The sequence below is a fragment of the Caldalkalibacillus uzonensis genome (genome assembly GCF_030814135.1).
GTDB lineage: Bacteria > Bacillota > Bacilli > Caldalkalibacillales > Caldalkalibacillaceae > Caldalkalibacillus > Caldalkalibacillus uzonensis.
The window spans coordinates 16,527-35,227 of sequence record NZ_JAUSUQ010000004.1 but is presented as its reverse complement, the minus strand read 5'-3'; the positions used below and the strand labels follow the sequence as shown (position 1 = coordinate 35,227).

Annotated in this window: 20 protein-coding genes and 1 pseudogene; 10 read left to right on the top strand and 11 right to left on the bottom strand. The window is 46.1% G+C overall.

What is annotated here, in order from left to right; genetic code table 11:
• The first annotated feature begins 80 nt into the window (after positions 1–80).
• Positions 81–1,016, top strand: coding sequence for an acetamidase/formamidase family protein (locus J2S00_RS06460; protein WP_307337040.1), 936 nt, complete (start codon positions 81–83; stop codon positions 1,014–1,016).
• Positions 1,017–1,215: 199 nt separating this feature from the next.
• Here the strand turns inward: J2S00_RS06460 and J2S00_RS06455 are convergent, their stop codons facing one another.
• Complete coding sequence (locus J2S00_RS06455; RefSeq protein WP_307337037.1) at positions 1,216–1,767, bottom strand: GNAT family N-acetyltransferase; 552 nt, start codon at positions 1,765–1,767, stop codon at positions 1,216–1,218.
• A gap of 158 nt (positions 1,768–1,925) precedes the next feature.
• On the opposite strand from J2S00_RS06455, the gene J2S00_RS06450 reads away from it, so the two are divergent.
• Complete coding sequence (locus J2S00_RS06450) at positions 1,926–2,186, top strand: hypothetical protein (RefSeq protein ID WP_307337033.1); 261 nt, start codon at positions 1,926–1,928, stop codon at positions 2,184–2,186.
• On the top strand, positions 2,164–2,463 hold the full coding sequence (locus tag J2S00_RS06445; RefSeq protein ID WP_307337030.1) for a hypothetical protein: 300 nt from the start codon (positions 2,164–2,166) through the stop codon (positions 2,461–2,463). Before J2S00_RS06450 ends, J2S00_RS06445 begins: the two co-directional genes overlap by 23 nt.
• Positions 2,464–2,611: 148 nt before the next feature.
• On the opposite strand, the gene J2S00_RS06440 is transcribed toward J2S00_RS06445, so the two are convergent.
• The 5 genes from J2S00_RS06440 to J2S00_RS06420 form a co-directional block, all read right to left on the bottom strand.
• A complete protein-coding gene (locus J2S00_RS06440) occupies positions 2,612–2,821 on the bottom strand; it encodes a YvrJ family protein (RefSeq protein ID WP_307337028.1) in 210 nt (69 codons plus the stop codon).
• A 102-nt stretch (positions 2,822–2,923) separates the two neighbouring features.
• Positions 2,924–3,142: a DUF2922 domain-containing protein gene (locus tag J2S00_RS06435; protein ID WP_307337025.1), complete on the bottom strand. Its 219-nt coding sequence runs from the start codon at positions 3,140–3,142 to the stop codon at positions 2,924–2,926.
• 20 nt (positions 3,143–3,162) lie between these two features.
• Complete coding sequence (locus J2S00_RS06430) at positions 3,163–3,390, bottom strand: DUF1659 domain-containing protein (RefSeq protein ID WP_307337023.1); 228 nt, start codon at positions 3,388–3,390, stop codon at positions 3,163–3,165.
• 72 nt (positions 3,391–3,462) lie between these two features.
• Positions 3,463–4,011, bottom strand: coding sequence for a sigma-70 family RNA polymerase sigma factor (locus J2S00_RS06425; RefSeq protein ID WP_307337020.1), 549 nt, complete (start codon positions 4,009–4,011; stop codon positions 3,463–3,465).
• 264 nt (positions 4,012–4,275) lie between these two features.
• On the bottom strand, positions 4,276–4,821 hold the full coding sequence (locus J2S00_RS06420) for a hypothetical protein (protein WP_307337017.1): 546 nt from the start codon (positions 4,819–4,821) through the stop codon (positions 4,276–4,278).
• 560 nt (positions 4,822–5,381) lie between these two features.
• Between J2S00_RS06420 and pgsB the strand changes: the two are divergent.
• The 6 genes and pseudogenes from pgsB to J2S00_RS06390 all read left to right on the top strand — a co-directional run.
• Positions 5,382–6,515, top strand: a pseudogene (pgsB, locus tag J2S00_RS06415) (poly-gamma-glutamate synthase PgsB); the annotation flags it as partial.
• Between the two features lie 203 nt (positions 6,516–6,718).
• Positions 6,719–7,171, top strand: coding sequence for a poly-gamma-glutamate biosynthesis protein PgsC (gene pgsC, locus J2S00_RS06410; protein WP_307337015.1), 453 nt, complete (start codon positions 6,719–6,721; stop codon positions 7,169–7,171).
• A gap of 13 nt (positions 7,172–7,184) precedes the next feature.
• Positions 7,185–8,363: a CapA family protein gene (locus J2S00_RS06405; protein ID WP_307337013.1), complete on the top strand. Its 1,179-nt coding sequence runs from the start codon at positions 7,185–7,187 to the stop codon at positions 8,361–8,363.
• Positions 8,356–10,062, top strand: coding sequence for a gamma-glutamyltransferase (gene ggt / locus J2S00_RS06400; RefSeq protein ID WP_307337008.1), 1,707 nt, complete (start codon positions 8,356–8,358; stop codon positions 10,060–10,062). The genes J2S00_RS06405 and ggt overlap by 8 nt, the downstream gene beginning before the upstream one ends.
• A 19-nt stretch (positions 10,063–10,081) precedes the next feature.
• Positions 10,082–10,306 (top strand): hypothetical protein, encoded by a 225-nt coding sequence (locus J2S00_RS06395; RefSeq protein ID WP_307337007.1) that lies wholly within the window; start codon positions 10,082–10,084, stop codon positions 10,304–10,306.
• Positions 10,307–10,453: 147 nt separating this feature from the next.
• Complete coding sequence (locus J2S00_RS06390) at positions 10,454–12,016, top strand: SGNH/GDSL hydrolase family protein (RefSeq protein ID WP_307337004.1); 1,563 nt, start codon at positions 10,454–10,456, stop codon at positions 12,014–12,016.
• Between the two features lie 42 nt (positions 12,017–12,058).
• Here the strand turns inward: J2S00_RS06390 and J2S00_RS06385 are convergent, their stop codons facing one another.
• Positions 12,059–12,964 (bottom strand): LCP family glycopolymer transferase, encoded by a 906-nt coding sequence (locus J2S00_RS06385; protein ID WP_307337001.1) that lies wholly within the window; start codon positions 12,962–12,964, stop codon positions 12,059–12,061.
• Between the two features lie 168 nt (positions 12,965–13,132).
• Between J2S00_RS06385 and J2S00_RS06380 the strand changes: the two genes are divergently transcribed.
• Entirely contained in the window at positions 13,133–15,343 is a 2,211-nt protein-coding gene (locus tag J2S00_RS06380) for a S8 family serine peptidase (protein ID WP_307336998.1), read from the top strand.
• A gap of 48 nt (positions 15,344–15,391) precedes the next feature.
• Here the strand turns inward: J2S00_RS06380 and J2S00_RS06375 are convergent, their stop codons facing one another.
• From J2S00_RS06375 to J2S00_RS06360, 4 genes are read right to left on the bottom strand one after another with little or no spacing between them, the layout of a single operon-like run.
• Positions 15,392–16,111 carry a glycerophosphodiester phosphodiesterase gene (locus J2S00_RS06375; protein WP_307336995.1) on the bottom strand — a complete coding sequence of 240 codons (720 nt, stop codon included), beginning with the start codon at positions 16,109–16,111 and terminating at the stop codon, positions 15,392–15,394.
• A gap of 55 nt (positions 16,112–16,166) precedes the next feature.
• The gene (locus tag J2S00_RS06370) at positions 16,167–17,165 is read right to left on the bottom strand and encodes a CDP-alcohol phosphatidyltransferase family protein (RefSeq protein ID WP_307336993.1); all 999 of its coding nucleotides are present in this window, start codon (positions 17,163–17,165) and stop codon (positions 16,167–16,169) included.
• A gap of 28 nt (positions 17,166–17,193) precedes the next feature.
• Positions 17,194–17,922, bottom strand: coding sequence for an ABC transporter ATP-binding protein (locus tag J2S00_RS06365; RefSeq protein WP_307336990.1), 729 nt, complete (start codon positions 17,920–17,922; stop codon positions 17,194–17,196).
• Complete coding sequence (locus tag J2S00_RS06360) at positions 17,923–18,693, bottom strand: ABC transporter permease (RefSeq protein WP_307336985.1); 771 nt, start codon at positions 18,691–18,693, stop codon at positions 17,923–17,925.
• Positions 18,694–18,701: the final 8 nt, after the last annotated feature.

The window sequence follows — 18,701 nt, the reverse complement described above, 5'->3', positions numbered from 1 at the left end:
TGAACATACAAGGCTGTAGTCAGCAAGGCATATATTTTGTGAAAGAGAACAAACGATTATATTTGGGGGAGGGTTTTATCATGCATAATTGCAAGCACACCATTCACCGTCACCAGCACCACCATGTGTGGGACAACAGCTTGGAACCGGTGTTAAGTGTTGAGCCAGGGACCAGTGTCAACTTTGAAGTTTTTGACGCCTCAGGGGGGCAGTTATCCGCTCAATCCACAGCCCAGGATGTGGCCCGTTTGGACTTTGAGCGGGTCAATCCGGTGGCTGGCCCTGTCTATATTGAGGGCGCTGAACCGGGGGATACACTGGAAGTAGAGATTGAGGGTTTTGGCCAGCCCAGTTGGGGATGGACGGCCATTATCCCTGGTTTCGGCTTGTTGAGTGATCAGTTTACACAACCTTACCTTAAAATATGGGACTTGACCGACAAACAGACAGCTGTGTTTGCTCCCGACATTGAGATTCCCATCCGTCCTTTTCCTGGTACAATCGGGGTAGCCTTGCCTGAACCAGGACAACATAGTGTGGTACCGCCCCGCAAAAATGGAGGGAATATGGATATTCGTCACCTGACACGGGGGACCCGGTTGTTTTTGCCGGTTTGGGTAGAGGGGGCACTGTTCTCGGTTGGAGATACCCATGCTGCCCAGGGAGATGGTGAAGTATGTGGAACAGCGATCGAAGCAGGGATGGATATCCAGCTCAAGTTTAAGCTGCACAAGGGCAAACAAATCCAGGAACCTCAATTTATCACACCAGGTCCGTTAACCACAGGTGTGGATGAAAAAGGGTATTACGTCACCACTGGCTATGGTGAGGATTTAATGACAGCGACCAGAAAAGCAGTTTCCTACATGATTGAACACCTTGAACAAGATTACGGCCTTTCCGCTCAAGAGGCGTATGCCTTATCCAGTGTGGCCGTCGATTTGAAAATCAGCGAAGTGGTCGATGTGCCCCATTATCTGGTGTCCGCCTATTTGCCGCTCGCTATTTTTAAGTAACCAGCAGTGTAAAAGATATAAACAGCCACATGTTTCCCGGACAGTGTCACTATCCCGCAACAAAAAGCACCTCCCGTCAAGGTTGTCAAAACCTGAGCAGGAGGTGTTTGTATTTGACAACAGATTGATTGAAAACTGTTAAATCCACTGTTTTGTCGTCACTTTTTCCCGGGAAATGTTGTCGAAATCGGCAAGTTTATCACCGGTTGACAGGTTTCCATTCCCTGTCCAGCATCCCGTAAACCGCATGATCCACATAGTGGTCATACAGCCACTCCGCTTCCCGAATAATGCCTTCAAATACAAATCCCAGCCGTTCTGGAATCGCACGGCTTTTTTTGTTTTCCACCGCGCAACGTATCTCAATCCGATGAAGTTTCAAGTGGGTAAAGCTGTGGTCCACCATCGCCCGGCATGCCTTGGTCATGATGCCTTTACCGGAAAAAGACTTTCCAATCCAATATTCAAGATTTGTATTTTTATTGGCCCAATCAATCTTATGGTAACCGATCAAGCCTGCTAATTCACCGTTATACCAGATACCGCATTTAAATCCGCCATTATGGGCATATTGCTGCAGAGTGGTTTTGATAAAATCCCTGGCGTGTGTCACGGATATCGTAAAATCGAGCCAGGGAAGCCATTTGTGTAGATGTGGACGGTTGCAGTCGGCCAGTCGAAACAGCTCGTCAGCATGATACAATTGCAGTAACCTGAGTTCCAAATCCTCTTCGATTTGATGAAGAAACATATGTATCTCCTTTCCAAAAATCAATGTCAATTCCCGTTTGCAGTGGAACACTTCTCACTATTTCTTGAATTATTATTACCTTTTACACAGAGGAACACTTAAGGTGTCCGTTTGATTGGAATATGGTATAATATAGAAAAAGTAAAGGACGAAAAGCAATGAGAGAACTAACGTTGGAACAGATAAAAGAGAGGGTCCAAAAGAGAAGAGTGGACGTGGATAATGCTGTCACTAAGTTTAGGATGCGCTCCAAAGCACAAGGCTGGAAAATGAAACGTAACCGTCCTCGTCATCCGGATGAGACCAGAGTGCTGGATCAAATCGCCAAGCGGATGATGGATGAGGCACGCAAGAGCGCAAAAGTTGAGTATGATAAAGAAAGCAGGGTGCTGAAGATTGATAAACTTACAAGAGGCTAGGCAGGAGTTGCTCAAGCTGAAGGGTAAGCCAAAATTTGAGCGCATGTTGACGACGGATGCCATTCTGACGGAACTTCTTGAACAGCAGCAGATTAGGCCGATTATCGTTGGCGGTCTTTCGATTGAAATCTATACCTTGCAACAATACACAACGCATGATATCGATCTGATTATCAATGGGTCAGCACAGGCCAGTGACGTCATTAAGGCATTGGGGTTTGAAAGGACAGGAAAAGACTGGCTTCATCCAGGGTATACAAAAGAAACTGGTCACTGATCAGGAAAAAAGAGAGTTCAAAGAATGGATAAGAGAAAAAGAAGCCCGCACCTGAGGTGAACAACCCCCTGTCTGCTTGACAGTCAGCCCAAGGTGGTTAGGGCTTCTTTAAGAATGTCTTGCGGGTTCAGTTTAACTCCGTATCACTTTATGTTACTCCCCTGTTTTTCGGAGAGTCTGAGGTGTGGTGGAACGGTTTATCTGAATAACTTAATCCAACAGTCTTGCTGCTGACCTCCCGGGTGAGAGATTGGATGGAGAAAGTGAGCTGCTCCAGCTTGCTTTCGATCCGGGTTAACAGGTAAAAGGTGACCAGAATAGGAAAGCTGATCTCCGCCACTAACGCAACCCAATCCATCCCTTTGCCTCCTTTCCATCATAACAAGTAAGCTAAGGGAGAGGGCGACACATTAGTCTCTCCTCTCCCCATTGGTTTTAGCCTGCTTTCCTTCAGCGTTTATTACGGAAGCTCAATGTCTTCCACATAACGTTCCACAAGGCGTGCTCCCCGCTTTTGGACAAGGTCACCGCCGGATGAATCAAACACATTTTTGGCAATAATCTCGTCCATCACTTGAGAGATAAGGGCCGGGTCGGCTGGCTCCACCGGGGATTCCAGTGTCAGGCGTACCACCCGTCCTTCCATATTTTCGAAAATTAACTCCAATGTTTTGGCCATTATGATTCACCTCCTCTACATTATTCGATATTGATCAAGGTGGCCCGGTCAGATCGTTCGGTCTCAACCAGGGTGTACGTTTGCAGACTAGCTAAAGCTTGAGCCACCTCGTACAAATCCACATCAGCAGCTGTTGGCTTAACCCGGGAGAACGTTTTGCTGCGTTCAATCGGGTTGCCTTCTTCATCATCTCCCACATAAAAGATCAGGGTTAGCCGGGTGTCAAAGGGATTGCTCATCACAGCCATTACTACAACCTCCTTTTACCTTTGATTTTTGAAACTCTCATCCCGGGATGCACTCTCTATATACACGATTGGTCAGAGAGTGGGGGACAATGCCCGGCGGATTTTTTTCAGTGCCCGTTTTTTCCACGTTTTGACCGTATGCACGGAGACTTGTTCTCGGGCAGCCAAGTCACTCAGAGACATGTCATGCAGAAGATGCTCTTGAAAAATCAGTTGTTCCCTAGGTGACAGCAATTGCGCGACCATCGCCAGCAGTTCTTGCCATTCACAGCTTTGATAAAGCTCTTCAGATGCCGGATCCGGCCATTCCACTTCCTGTTCTTCATCCTCTGTACGTATCGCACTGAAGGGAACAGTCATGGCCTGTTTATGTGTTCTATTCAGGTAATTGAGGATGCGACCCCGGACATAACGGGTAGCATAGGCAGCAAAAGCACCTTGCCTGGGATCATAATTAACATAAGCTTCCCACAGTGCCAGGCGGCCCACCTGCAGTATATCCTCTCTGTCACGGTAAATGTGGTATTTTTTCAATGTGCTGTAGAGCAGCGGCTGAAACTGGTCATATATGTGCTCAAAGGGAGGCAAAGTTGCTGGCTCCCTGTGTGGGGTTTTTCCCATTTGCTTCTCCTCCTGGGTGGAGGAGCCGGCTCCTCGTGTTATTTGCGCACCTTTACTTTACGCTGTTAGCTAAGATCAGGACAAAGAGCAGGCCAATCGCTTGTCAGGTGCAAACAGGTGTTACGAAGCCGGTAGCAATGATTTTAGTACAAACAAAAAGTTCCTTTCCTCCTCCCGGGAAAGTTGATGTCACACTGACATTGGAAGGGGCAAGGAACAAGGTCTGCGGTCGGATCAGGCGTATTGTATGTTGCTAGATAAGGGTTATTTTAAGTCACTTTTAAATGGTTCAATACAGCGGGAATAGGGCCACGGATGTTCTTTCACTACCGGCCGGCGCTGGTGGAGCTGGTCGAATTCGAGCTGGACCAGGCGGGCGCTGCGCAACTGCTGCTGACAGAACAATTTGGAATGATAAACCATCACCGTATAGTGGTGGAGCTTCAGTTCAGACAAGGTAGGTGCATGCTCCTGGACCTCTTGTACCGCTTCGGTCAGGATCCAGCCTGTCCGTGACTGGCGGCCGATAGGACGGCGGGTGTTGAATGGGGCGAGCACCCAGCCGCTGGACAGGGGCAAAGGAATCATTTTCTTTTTACCGATTACTTGACCGTAACGGCGGCGCAACGTGTGCAAATCGGTCCCAAAATAGGTGAGCAGCTGTTTCAGAAATGTTTGGGCATGCACCCCGACATAGTACTCCTCTCCCTGGTGATCCACCAGCATGACGATATCCCCTTCTCCCGGTACGTTAACGGGCAGAATCGCCTGTCCTCTGGCAACAAAAAATTCGAGCGTTTGCCATTTCATGGTACTTTCCTCCTTGGCACACATATCCGTATAGACCAGTATAAACGAACATATGTTCTTGGTCAAGTTTTCCAGGGTGATCCACTGTTCCTAATTTGGACCTGCTGAAGTCCTGAATCAGAATTTGACCCCCACTTTTAACAAAAAAGTGTCGGAATTAATTTGTGTCTGTCATGAAAATAAATTAATAAAAAAATGTGTCACAATTAGTAAAAGTGGATTTTTATTCTTCATCCTGATATTAACGTTATTGCCAATATTTACTTTTAATGTTAATATTTATAATGTAATCTTTACCTGATCTTAACACTGGGTTAACAATTCAGCAGTACAATGGGCAGTGAAAGCTGATACATTGCTCAAGGGAGAGATGAAGATGGAGGTGAGTTGACGTTAGCAGTCATTGATGGCATTGTTCAAAATCTGCTAGTGACCATGAGGCGGCTTCAATTGCCACGGGCCTATGGAAGGAAGGATATATGCAAATAGTAAATAAGAACTATTACGAAAGAAGAAGGAGAAACTAAAGGAAGGATTAATCGAAGAGGGAGAGTGACGTCATGTTCTATATCCTTCTATTTTTAGCAATCTTATTGGGCTTGGGTATATGGGAAAAACGGCGCCATCAAAAAAATTTGGACGCCATCCCCATCCGCGTTAATGTTAACGGAGTGAGAGGCAAGTCGACCGTCACCCGATTGATCACAGGGATATTAACCGAAGCAGGCTTGAAAACGGTCGGTAAAACCACAGGGACTTCGGCCCGTATGATTTACTGGTTTACCGATGAAGAAAAACCGATTATACGGCGGTTGGAAGGGCCCAATATTCGCGAACAAAAAATGGTGGTGGCTGAAGCGGCTGAACTGGGAGCGGAAGCTTTGGTCAGTGAATGCATGGCAGTGCATCCGGACTACCAGATTACCTTCCAGCAGGATATGCTGCAGGCCAATGTTGGGGTGATCGTCAATGTGCTGGAAGACCATATGGATGTGCTCGGCCCTACACTGGATGAAGTGGCCCAAGCTTTTACGGCCACCATTCCCTATGATGGCCACCTGGTTATTACGGATGGTCCTTATCGGTCTTATTTTGAACAGGTAGCTATGGAAAGGAATACCCAGGTGATTGTGGCTGACCCATCTAGAATAACGGAGGATTATTTGCGCCAGTTTACTTATGTTTGCTTTCCGGATAATGCAGCAATCGCCCTGGCAGTGGCTCAGGCCCTTGGTATAGATGAAGAAACAGCCAAACGGGGCATGTTGAAAGCCCATCCTGACCCGGGCGCCTTACGTGTGCTGCCATTGGGAGATCACAGCTTTTTTGTCAATGGATTTGCAGCCAACGATGCTGCCTCCACACTGAACATCTGGCAACGGATCCAGGAGCTGGGCTATCCCACGGCTGACCCCATGGTGATCATGAACTGCCGCCCTGACCGGGTAGACCGGACCGAACAATTTGCCGCTGACGTTCTGCCCCATATCGAAACGGATATCCTGGTATTGGTGGGGCAAAGCACAGGACCAATCAGGCGGGCCTATGAAGAAGGAAAAATTCCCGCCCGACAGATGCTGGATCTGGACGGCTGTACAACTGAGGAGGTGATTGAACAAATTGGGGACAAGCTGGCCGGCCGCGTTATCTATGGCGTTGGCAACATCCATGGCACAGGGGAGCCGCTGATTGAATGGTTTGAAGCCTTGCACCAGCAAGCCAGACAGGCTCAAATCACACAAGATGAAGCCCAGAGCGAAGCAGCAGTGACTGTTGACTCTCATCAACAGGAGCAAAACGGACATACCGGACAAGCATTTGAGCAAACAGCAGAAGAGAAGGAATCTGCTTCTCAAGAAAAAGACAAGGTCATCATCATGAGCTAGGAGGGTAAACAGTGTTAGGAAGCGATTTGTATATGTCACTGATTATTGGTATCGTTTTAAGTCTCATTTATGCAGAAAAAACGGGTGTGTTGCCCGCAGGATTGATTGTTCCCGGTTATCTGGCGCTTATTTTTGACCAACCGGTTTTTTTGGTTCTTGTCTTTTTGATCAGCTTTTTAACGTACTTAATTGTGGCCAAGGTGCTCAGCCGCTTTACCATCTTGTACGGAAGGCGTAAATTTGCGGCCATGATGACCGTTGGCATCACACTTAAGCTGTTGTTTGATTATTTTTATCCACTGGTTCCCTTTGAAGTTCATGAACTGACCGGTATCGGTGTGATCGTTCCAGGGCTGATTGCCAATGGCATTTTCAAGCAAGGTGTGCTTCCCACTGTAGGCAGCACCCTGTTGATGAGCGCTCTGACCTTTGTGTTCATGCTGGTCTATCATGTGATCATGTAAGAGGTGAGACCTTATGGCAAAACAGCTAAGCTGGAAGCAACGGTTTATCAAATGGATCAAGCAGCAAAAAAGACAGGCGGTGAAGCACAGCCTGGTTGCCCTGGTGGCCACTGCCGTGGTGATTCTGGCTGTTCAGCTCCCTGGCGATGCAGAATATGAACACCAGCAGGACGGAGCAACAGGCGAAGTGAAACAGGAGCGAGATCCGCAACTGACTGCGGTCTTAGTCGGGGATGTCACCTTTGGCCGTTTCGTTCAGGAAGTCACCAGCAAGCAAGGCTATAACTACCTGTTCCGCTATGTGCAGTCTTATTTTGAACAGGCTGATTATGTCACCGGGAACTTTAACCAGGCGATCCTGTTGCATACGGAAGACAAAAAAACCGATCCGTCGCTCAGTGTCACCCATCACCGGGAGCCTGTCAGCGTACTGGAGCGGATGAATTTTAGCGTGGTCAATTTGGCTAACGCTGGTGTTCTGGAAGGTGAGCAACAGGGCCTGACGGATACAGTGGAGGCATTTCGCTTCTCCAGGGTGCAAACCGTCGGGGCCGGTCAAAACATTGAGGAAGCGCAGCAGATTGCTTTAGAACACGTGAACGGTATGACTGTGGCCACGTTGGGCTTTACGGATGTGTACGAGGCAGGGGATATTCCCCACGTGCAACGTCCCGGTGTACTCCCGGCAGACCCGGCCTACTTTTTGGAGCTCATTCATGAAGCGGCTCAACAGGCTGACCTGGTTGTGGTACATGTCCATTGGGGACAGGCCTTTGACGGAAGTGTTCATCCCCGGCAAACAGAATTTGCCCGGGCTATGGTGGAAGCGGGAGCAGATGTCATTATTGGCCACCATCCCGGCGTGCTGGCCCCAGTTGAGATCTATCAGGACAGTGTGATTTTCTACAGTTTGGGTAACTTTATTGCTGATCAGGGCTGGACCCTGACCAGGGAGAGTGTCATGGTCCAGTATCAACGTGATACAGAAGGAAACACCAGAATTGAACTGATTCCCGTGCTCATCCGGGAAGCCACTCCACGTCCTTTGACCGGAGCCCTCGGTGTTTACCATCGGGAACGGATATTCAGACAGCTGACCAAAATGATCGACCAAGACTGGCAGCGGGACGGGAATAAGCTGGTTCTGGAGCTGCCCACCATTCCTTCACAAGGAGCCGGCAACCGTGAATAATACCAGATGGTTGCTGGGAGCCGTGTTCACCTGTTCTCTCTTCCTGGCGGCAGTCATAGGGGGTGAAGATGTGCTGACCCTGTTTCATGCAGACTCTGATGTGCGGTTGGAGCGAGCCTCTTTTGGTACAGAGACCCGGATACAGCAAGAAGCCGGAGCAGGGGAGAAAAGTGAAGAGAATAAGGAACAGGGTGGGGGCTTCGGTGTCAGTGCCGCCCATCCCTTAGCTGTTGAAGCAGGTATGAACATTTTAGAGCAGGGAGGCAATGCGGTCGATGCCGCTATCGCGGTTTCCTATGTCTTAGGGGTTGTGGAGCCTTATGGATCAGGCATTGGCGGTGGCGGGGTCATGCTGGTCCATCCGGCAGATGGGCGGGAGCCGCAAACCTTCCATTACCGGGAAGTGGCTCCTTTTTCCGGAAATATGCCAAAACAGGGGGTTGGCATTCCCGGATTGGTCCAAGGCATGGAGCACGTGCATCAGGCGTACGGTTCAATGCCCATGGATGAGTTGATGGAGCCAGCCATCCGCCTGGCTGAAGAGGGCTTTCAAATTGACCGTCTCCTGGCCGAACGCCTGGCTTTGTACCAGTCCTATCTTTCCGGGGAAGATTTGAGCCATTTTTACCCCGCTGGGGAGCCGCTAAAAACCGGTGACACCCTCAAACAGCCCGAACTGGCCGCCACATTAAAGCGGATCAGGGATGAAGGTGCAGAAGCCTTTTATGAAGGGGAGACCGCCGAGCATATTGCCAAGCGGATACGGGGCATCACCGCTGCTGACTTGAAGCAGTACCGCGTCCGGGAAGGGGAACCGGTGCAAGGCACCTTTGGGGAATACGAGGTTTTGGCCACCGATTCCCCTACAGCTGGCATTACCTTGATTCAGGCGCTGCAAATGGCTGAAGCGTTTGATCTGGATCAGCTGCTTAAAGAACAGGAGAACTATATCCATCTCTTGGGTGAGATCGCCCACCAGGTGTATGCGGACCGGCTGCAATATATTGCCGATCCGGCATTTGTTGATGTACCGGCTGAGGAGTTGATCAGCGACGATTACGTCTCTTATTTGGTCCAAGGGATCACCAAAGGTGAACTGTCCTCTTATCCGGCGGATCAGACACCTGCCGATCAAGAAGATCATCAGAACACCACCCATTTTGTCATTGTCGATCAGGACGGCATGATGGTCTCGGCTACCCATACCCTGAGCCAGTTTTTTGGCTCAGGGGTGTATGTGGACGGCTTTTTCCTGAATAATCAGCTCAAAAATTTCAGCGAAAATGAAGCTTCCCTCAATGCACCCGAAGCTGGCAAAAGCCCGCGGACGTATATAACACCGGTGATAATAACTAAGGAAGGAAAGCCGGTACTGGGTATCGGTACGCCGGGAGGGAAGCGGATTCCCTTGATGTTGGTGCAGGTGCTGATCAACTGGCTGTATGGGGGCCAGCACTTGCAACAAGCGATTGAACAGCCCCGCTTTTACGTGGAAGACCAGGTCGTCTATGTGGAAGAACATATGGCCAGAGAGGTGATTTCGGCCTTGCAAAACAGGGGTTATAACATCAACTACCGTAGGATGAATTCCCCCTTTTATTTCGGAGGCATTCAAGCCCTATACGTTGATGAAGGAGGCCAGGTTCACGGCGGGGCAGATTCTCGCCGGGGCGGCTCCTGGCAAGCAACGAATATGTGAAATAGGAGGCTGATCATTCATGAAAAGGGGACTCGGTTTCGCTTGGCCAGTGGTGATACTGGCCGCAGTGATGGCTTTTATGATTATTTTGAAGCCGGTTCAAACCGTGTCGGAGGAGGAAGCTTACACCATTGAAGTGATCAAGGCCCAGCTGGAACAGCAGAAAACCCATACAGAGCTGGAAGAGGAGAACAGGAAGCTTTTTCAAGATGAGGGTGAGTTACCTGTCCTGGACATTGAGTAAATAAGAGAACGATCATAAGTAGCGGGTCTTGAGCAAGGGATCTTATGCCCTTGCTTTTTTTCGTTTAAATAAAGGGAAGAATCTAGGAAACGGTGCATAGTAGTGTATAATAGAAGGAAAATGATAGAAGGGAGAAAGGATGTAAGTATGCTAGAGAAATTAAAAGGGGCCTTGCTTACAGTATTAATATTATCTATTCTAGCCCTCCTGATATATGGAAAGTTTTTTTGGCCCCCTACTCCATTGACCGCATCTACTGCCAGTACGGAAACGGCTAAACACATGGGAGCAGACACGCACCGGGACACCTACGCTGCAATAGAAGAAATTGTAGGGTTTAACGTTGAAGAAGAGCACAGTGAAGGACTTCATGTGGTGCTTAGTGAGGGGAGCATTGTGTTTGACACTGGTGACACCATAGTCATAGATCAGAGCAGCGTAGAAGTAGCAGACAATGGCGATACATACATTATGCTGGATTTAAACACTTTCTCCTTACATACGTTTACAGCTCCTATACATCGAGGGGGTGTTTTACTGGCCACGGTAAAAGCAGAGGGAGGTGATGTCCGGGAGGTGATCCAAGCCGGGGAGCTGGATATCCCCACAACCCGCATTCCAGAGAGTAAAGAAAGGTTATGGCTGAACAACTCGGGCCTGCGCGTCGCCGTATTTGGCCCGGGATTGTTGCACCCCGGCGATGATGTGGATTGGGCGGATATGATCTTTAACCCCGCCTACAATTATGATTATCTTGATCTAAATTTGTCTAAACCAAACCTTGTCGTTCATCATTATACCAGCGTCAGTGCCTCTCTTCATTTTGGGCTGGTACAGTTGGGTCTGGGAATAGAAGAGGATGGAGGAAAAAGGAATTTGTTTGATCCTGCTTATGACTTGGCAATTATTGGTTATGATGCAGATCCGGACCAATTGGCTGCAGTAGAAAATCTGATCAGGCAGTTGCGCCAACAAGACATTGAAGTTATCCTCGTTAATGTTGCCCAATTCACAAGCCAGTCCGAAAGTACAGCGTCAGTTTATCAAGTACTAAGTATGTTGGCTGATACCTGGGGAACTGAGCTGGTGGATGCCCGCGGCTATCTGGAAGCTGGAGATGTGAACCGCATAGCAGATGCAGATGAACACTTAACCCTTGAAGGCCATCAGGCGTTGGCCTATGCCATACGCTCTGTGCTTAATAACCGCAAGCAAGAAGCTGAAGTGATAGAATTGCCTGGGGATCGTTACCCAGTAGCTCAAAATCATGGTCATGTGTTGGAACGTAACCCTGCTCAAGCTGAAGTGATGTTTGAGCCTCTTGATCATACTGGGCAACGGGCCGGGGGACAGGTGGATGATCCCTACCGTAATCCCGCATTGCGTGTTGGGGAATATAGTGTGTCGAACTATATCATTGAGCTGACACCGGGAGAAGTGGCCCATTTTAAGCATCCCCGCGCCATGGCTGTTGATCTTTTGGTTGATTTGTCTTCTGAGTTTACTGCTGATCTTAAGGTAGCAAGCGATGGGGTCATTCTGGACAGTATAAGTGCGGGAGAGGACGGACTGCATGAAATTGGTTTGATCAAAGGGGTCAGTAGAGAGCGGTACAGCCAGTTTCCGTATCTCTACGAGATTGGCTTTAATATTGAAGTGACAAGTGGAACGATGAAGTTGATAGGCACTGTGTTTTATACGGAAGAGTAAGTGCAACCCCCGGGAGACACCAAGCTGCCCGGGGGTAAGCTGTTAGTTCAACTGCATATGATCTTTTAAAATGGACTGGATACGCTGCCGCTCGGTGTCGTCGACGATAAAGTAATAAACACCATTAATCGTTTGTCCCTGTCCGCTCAGGGTGAGCGATTCTAAATTACGGGCAGCATCCAGATAGTGTTTGCTTAAGCGGTTAATATCTTCCTGATCTTTGTTGGTACGGACATTATCTTCGATCACTTCCATGATGTCATCCACTTTCCATAACGTTTTGACAGAAGCCGCTTCGCTAATCAGTGCTTTAATAATTTGGCGCTGCCGGTCATTGCGCCCAAAATCACCACGGGGGTCCTGTTTACGCATGCGGGAATAAGCCAAGGCCGCTTGCCCATCCATGGTCATTTCCCCTTCACGGAAGGAGTGGCCGTCATAATCAAAGTTTTGGGTCACATCAACAGTCACTCCGCCAAGAATATCAATGATGGAGACGAACCCTTCCATATTGACCAGCGCATAGTAGTCGATCGGAATATCCAGGAAATTCTCCACGGTGTCAATGGTCATGTCAATACCGCCAAAGGCATAGGCATGGTTAATTTTGTCTTGAACCCCCCGCCCAATAATTTCAGTGCGGGTATCTCTGGGAATACTTAACAAATAGGCATTTTTTTGCTGAGGATTAATTGTCATCACCATGATCGTGTCTGTTCGTCCCCGTTCACCGGGCCGGGCATCAACGCCGAGTAATAGAATTGAGATCGGATCATCTTCATCTGGCTTTTTTTCCCTCAGTTTGGATGTTTCCCCCCGTTCCAGAGGTTCGTAGATGTTTTCTGTGGTTTTGTTCAAAGAGCTGTACAATGAATAACCGTAAATGCCAACCCCAAGCACTGCTGCGGCAATAACTGAAATAATGATGATGATGACTTTCTTTGTCATAAGTCGACTCCTTTCCCTTCTTAAGAACAATAATAGGAAAAAATCTACATGTTGTAAATCTTTTTTTAAGTGTTTTTCACTGTGATGTAAAGTTCTGGTTAGCATTTTTTAGCCATCTAGTGTACAATAGACATAAATGCCTATAATAACAAAGGTTAGGTGCTCATCATGACACATCCGCTCAATAAGAAATGGGGCGTGTTATGTCTCATAGCCGTCCTTTTGTTTACATATATTCCACAGGCTAATGCGGACGAGAAGGGGGACCTGGCCGGTCAGTTGGCACCCCTCTATGGCACGTATGATCTGTTTAGTCCCTCCTCTGTCACGGTTATTGTCGAAATTGAGTCTCCTTCTCTCGTAGAAGCGAAACACATGGGCATCTCTCAAACACGGGAGTATTTGGCCAGTAAGCGTCGCCATGTCATCACTCACATTCAAGAGGCTATTCCTAAAGCACAGGTCAGGACAGAATATGAGTATCTTTTCTCGGGCATGGCGGTTACCCTGCCAGCCAATACTATTCCCCAGCTTCTCGTCACCCCAGGGGTCAGGGCTGTGTATCCTAATGTGACCTATACAGTTGACATGGACCTGGATAAGGGGCTGATTTATGAGTACGATCCTGAGGTGATGGATGCCCCGTCGCTGAGAGGACTTGACCGGGTCAGGGATGAATGGGGCTATACAGGCAAAGATGTGAAAGTAGCCGTGGTGGATACGGGTGTGGATTACACCCACCCCGACCTGAAGAATGCCTTTGATGAGTATAAAGGCTGGGACTTTGTGGACAACAACGATGATCCGCAAGAGACCACAGTGGGCAACCCGGGTGGAGAGCCGACGACACATGGCACCCACATTGCGGGCATTATTGCTGCCGATGGTGCCCTGAGCGGGATTGCTCCTGAAGTAACTCTGCTCGCCTACCGGGTCATCGGACCGGGTGGAGCGGGTACGACAGAGCGTGTCCTGGCTGCCTTGGACCGGGCTGTGCAGGATGAAGCTGACATCATCAATCTCTCCCTTGCCGGGGCAGAACCGGACTGGGCGTTGGGTAAGGCCTTGCACTGGGCCCAAGCAGAGAACACGTTTGTGGTAACATCTGTTGAGATGAGTGCACCGGTTGACCCTGCCACCTTGGCCACTGAAACAGCTTATGTACCGATAAAGGTCGGCTCGGTTCCACTGTCATTGATTGAGTATGAGGCGGACATTGTTTTTTCCGATTACGTTTATCTCAATAATATTGATGTTGTGGGCTACAGCAGTGATGAGGATGTCAACAAGCTGGCAAACAAACAATATGATATTGAGTATGTTGCTTTTAAAGAGCTGGAAGACATAAAAAAACTTAATATCAAAGGTAAAATTGCCATTATGAATGATCAACAGGTTCCCTATATTGACTATATTGAAGCCTTAAAAGAAGCAGGAGCCGCAGCAGTTATTATTTATATGACAGAAAAGGGTGAGGTACCTTCCCTTGTGATCCCCGGCCTTCCCTTGCCTACCTTCGCTATATCTTATGAACAGGCCTACGCAGTTTACCAGGCCCTTAAAGATGGGGAAGATAAAATATCTATTGATATGAAGCTAATCAACTTAGCAGACCATGCTGTCATGGAAAACGATGAGCAGGAGGATAAGGCTGATCAAGCAGATCTTTTGGCGCCAGGACAGAGAATATTAAGCACCATCAGTACTCATCAGCTTGAATATCCCCATGGTTACGCGGTAACGGATGGAGCCCAAAATTCTGCTGCTCATGTGGCAGGCGCCTTAGCTTTATTACTTGAGGCGCAAGAGGATTTGAGAGATTCGTTAACTGTAGATGAACTGCAGGACTTGTTACGAGCAACAGCAATACAGACAGACCGTTTGGAGTATGACAGCGGATTGCATCAAGATATGAGCACAGGGGAAAATGAGCCAGGGCGGTTAAACCTGTGGCAGGCGTTAAAAAAGTTGCAAGAACATGTGGATAAAGATGAGGATATTAAAGCAGATGAGGATGCAGGTCAGCAGCGTGAAGCAAGCACAGCATCAACTGAGCAATCATTTTTCTCCCTGGAGCGCAAAGGTCCTCGCCTATTTGAGTTGAAGTTGGAACTGGAAAATGATGCAGACCTTGTTCAGTTTTGGATTTTCTCTGATGAACATCAGTTTATGGGGTCGATAGGAACATATGTGGGTGTAAGTGACAAAGTGAAGCTTGAACACTGGAACGGGGTCATTAATCAACAGCCTTTAGAGGAAGGTGAGTATTATTTAATTGCTTACGTGGAACAAGGTGGCCAAAGTGAGTTTGTTTATGGGGGAACATTCACTTATTCACAGGAACATATGACCTGGGCTCTCTCTGGCGTTGATGATTAAAAAGCTTCTCCTTCAGATAGGGGAAGCTTTTTTCGGCTCAAAAGCTGGTCAATTATTATTAGCTTCGTTCCTTAAACTTACGAGTAGCTTTCCAAGCTTATCAGGGAAATCTGTAATAATACCAGAAACTTTATTATCTATTTGTTGTTTCATATCCTCTATTCGGTTAACAGTCCAGGTAAAAACTTTAAGACCATGTGTGATGGATTCATGTATTTGGCTCTCGGAGATTGTCCGATAATGAGGATGCAGGGAATATATTTGTTGATTAAACAGCTGTGTATAACGGTAATGATTAATTAAGTTTACTTTATATAGCAAACCGATCTTGAGGTCAGGTGCCATTGTCTTGATATTCTGCAGGCAGTGATGGTCAAATGAAATGATAATGGAACTGGTTATTCGGTTTGTATTAATAAGGACATCAATTAGTTTTTGTTCTATTGTTTCATATCGGTGGGGGATATTTTTAATTTCGATGATTAAATTTACATCGAGAGGCACGATATCAATAACCTCTTCTAAAAGTGGAATTTTTTGTCCATAAAGTTCATCACTAAACCAATAACCAGCATCATATTGTTTTAATTCTTTAGCAGTCAAATCCTTAATTAATCCTTTCCCATTGGTAGTTCGGTTGATAGAAGGATCATGGCACACAATAAGTTCGTGATCAGCTGAGAGATGAACATCAAGCTCTATGGCATCACAGCCTTGTTCAATAGCCAGTTGAAATGCAGTTCTCAGGAGCATAACCGGATGCGCCACGATGAGCAACAACAATTGGGAACGGTTTTATCATAAGAGGGTCCTCCGCGTACCGTTATACTTCGCTTAACTCCATTTCCTGAAGCTCATCATACTTTTCTTGAAGGCTTTTCATCTGCCGCTCATAATCATTTGTACTTAGCCATAGTTTATAGACAATAGGTATTTCAAATAATAATAGTAAAACACAGCTTACAATGATTGTTTCCTTGAGTATACCTAATAAGGGAGCAACGATAAAAATAAACATCTGGAATTCAATACCACTAAACAGATGGGGACGAATGCGATATCTTAACAAGAAATCGCGAACTGAAAGATACCACTGGAATTTAGCTTTAAATCTTGCTTGTAAATCAAACTTTGCTTTCTTAGGCAACATATGATCTTTTATCTCTTCTACCACATGTTCTGCTTCCTGTCTATTCTTTTCAGTAGACTCGTTCACTGAAGTAGGTTGATCTGACGTCATTTCTTTTCCTTTTTGGTCCAGTTCTTCATTTATTTGTATTTTTAATAGCTTATTAATTTTTCGTTTCATTTTATTTAGCTTTTTCATCATTTCCCGTCTGATTTTATAGATATGAAGGGCATTGATATGACGGATGAAATAGACAACAATTAAAAAAGTGGCCAAGTATAAATACGTAATATCATCTGTACGGTTAAATTGGCCAAACGTTAAGGCTAGAGCACAAAGTACAACACGAATATGATCGAGGCTGATATCCAAGACCATCCCAAACATGGAGCCGCTTTTCTTTAATCTAGCGATCTTTCCGTCCATACAATCAATGATGAAACTGATATGATAAAGAATGGCACCGACGATAAGAGCAGCTGCCGAACCGATGAAAAAGCTATAGGCTGCAATCAGGCCAATGATAAACGAAGTAATTGATAGTTGATTGGGGGTAATATTTGTGTAATTCGCCACTGGAAGTGCAAGCCTGGAGGCAATAGGATCTACAAGAATGACAGTCCACCAAGCGTCTTTTTTCTTGTAAGTTCCCTTCATATCTTCCATTGTAAATAGTTGTCGTTCTCTTTCCATATATATCCCCTTCTCCGTATACATCTTACTAAGATGAAGCTTTTTGTTCATACTTCTCTAACATATCATCAATATCACCAATATCAACTACTTTTCCTTTTTCTAAAATGAGGGCACGATCACATATTGTCTTTAGTGATTTTAAACTGTGGGAAACAACAACAAGTGTTTTGCCTTGCTTTTTTAGTTCCTTCATTTTTTTATTACATTTCTTCTTGAAAGGCTTATCACCGACAGCCAGTACCTCATCAATTAAGATAATATCAGCATCAATATGAACGGCAATGGAAAAACCTAAACGTGCTTTCATACCTGATGAGTAAAATTTAACCGGCACATTGATAAACTCCCCTAGCTCAGCGAACTCAATAATGTCGGGAAGCACTTCATCAATTTGTTTAGCATTAAGTCCAAAAATCGCACAATTCAAGCGGATATTTTCTTCTCCCGTTAAGTCACGATGTAAGCCCGCACTTAACTCGATTAGAGGTGCGATAGTACCGTTGATTTTGATCTTGCCTTGATCGGGAAAGATAATTCCGCTTAATATTTTAAATAAGGTACTTTTACCCGCGCCATTGTTTCCGATAATGGCAAATCCTTCTGATTGCTTTACTGTAAAGGAAACATCTTGAAGAGCGCTAAATTCCTTATATCTCTTTTCACCTTTTAATAGGGATGTGAGATGACCTTTTAAGGTTTTATCGTAAGGTTTCCTAAAATTTTTGGTCAGATGTTGAACTTCAATTGCATTCATTTAAATCACTTCCCCTACTCTCCGGTTCAAACGGTTAAAAATAAACCACGAGAACAAGATAAAAATAGATATAAACAACAGAAGATAAAGTACATAGCTCATTGGTACCATTTCATGCCCCATGAGAGCAGTTCTATACATTGAAATAATAATTGCCATTGGGTTCAACATGTAAAGATTTAAATACTGCTCTGGTACAAGATACACTGGGTAAATAATAGGTGACAGGTACATCCACGCCCTAGAGATTAAATTAAAAACAAACTCGGTATCCCGATAATAAACGTTGGAAATCGATAACAGTAAGACGATGGCAAGTACGAAAAGTGCATGGATAAGTATTATAAAGGGCAGAAGCAACAAATTACCCCACAGTAAATTCACATTCATGATGACGGCAAAAGCCAAAACGAGAAAAAGGGCAGGAATAAAGTTAACCAAGTTAGCCAATATGATCGTAATAGGGAATATTTGTCTAGGAAAATATATCTTTCTGATCAATGAAGAATTATTGGTTAAAGATTTAGTTCCACGGTTAATCGATTGGGTTAAAAACATCCAAGGAATTAAACCGGAAAGAACAAATAAGGCGTAGTTCTCCACTTCAAAGCGTAAGATAATGGAGAAAACAATGGTGTAAATGACCATCAAACCTAAAGGCTCTAACAAAGACCACAGAAATCCAAATAAAGAGTTACGGTAACGAACGCGGATTTCTTTATGGACTAAGAAATAAAGTAGTTCTTTATACTTTAGTATATTTGCTAACATGATAATCC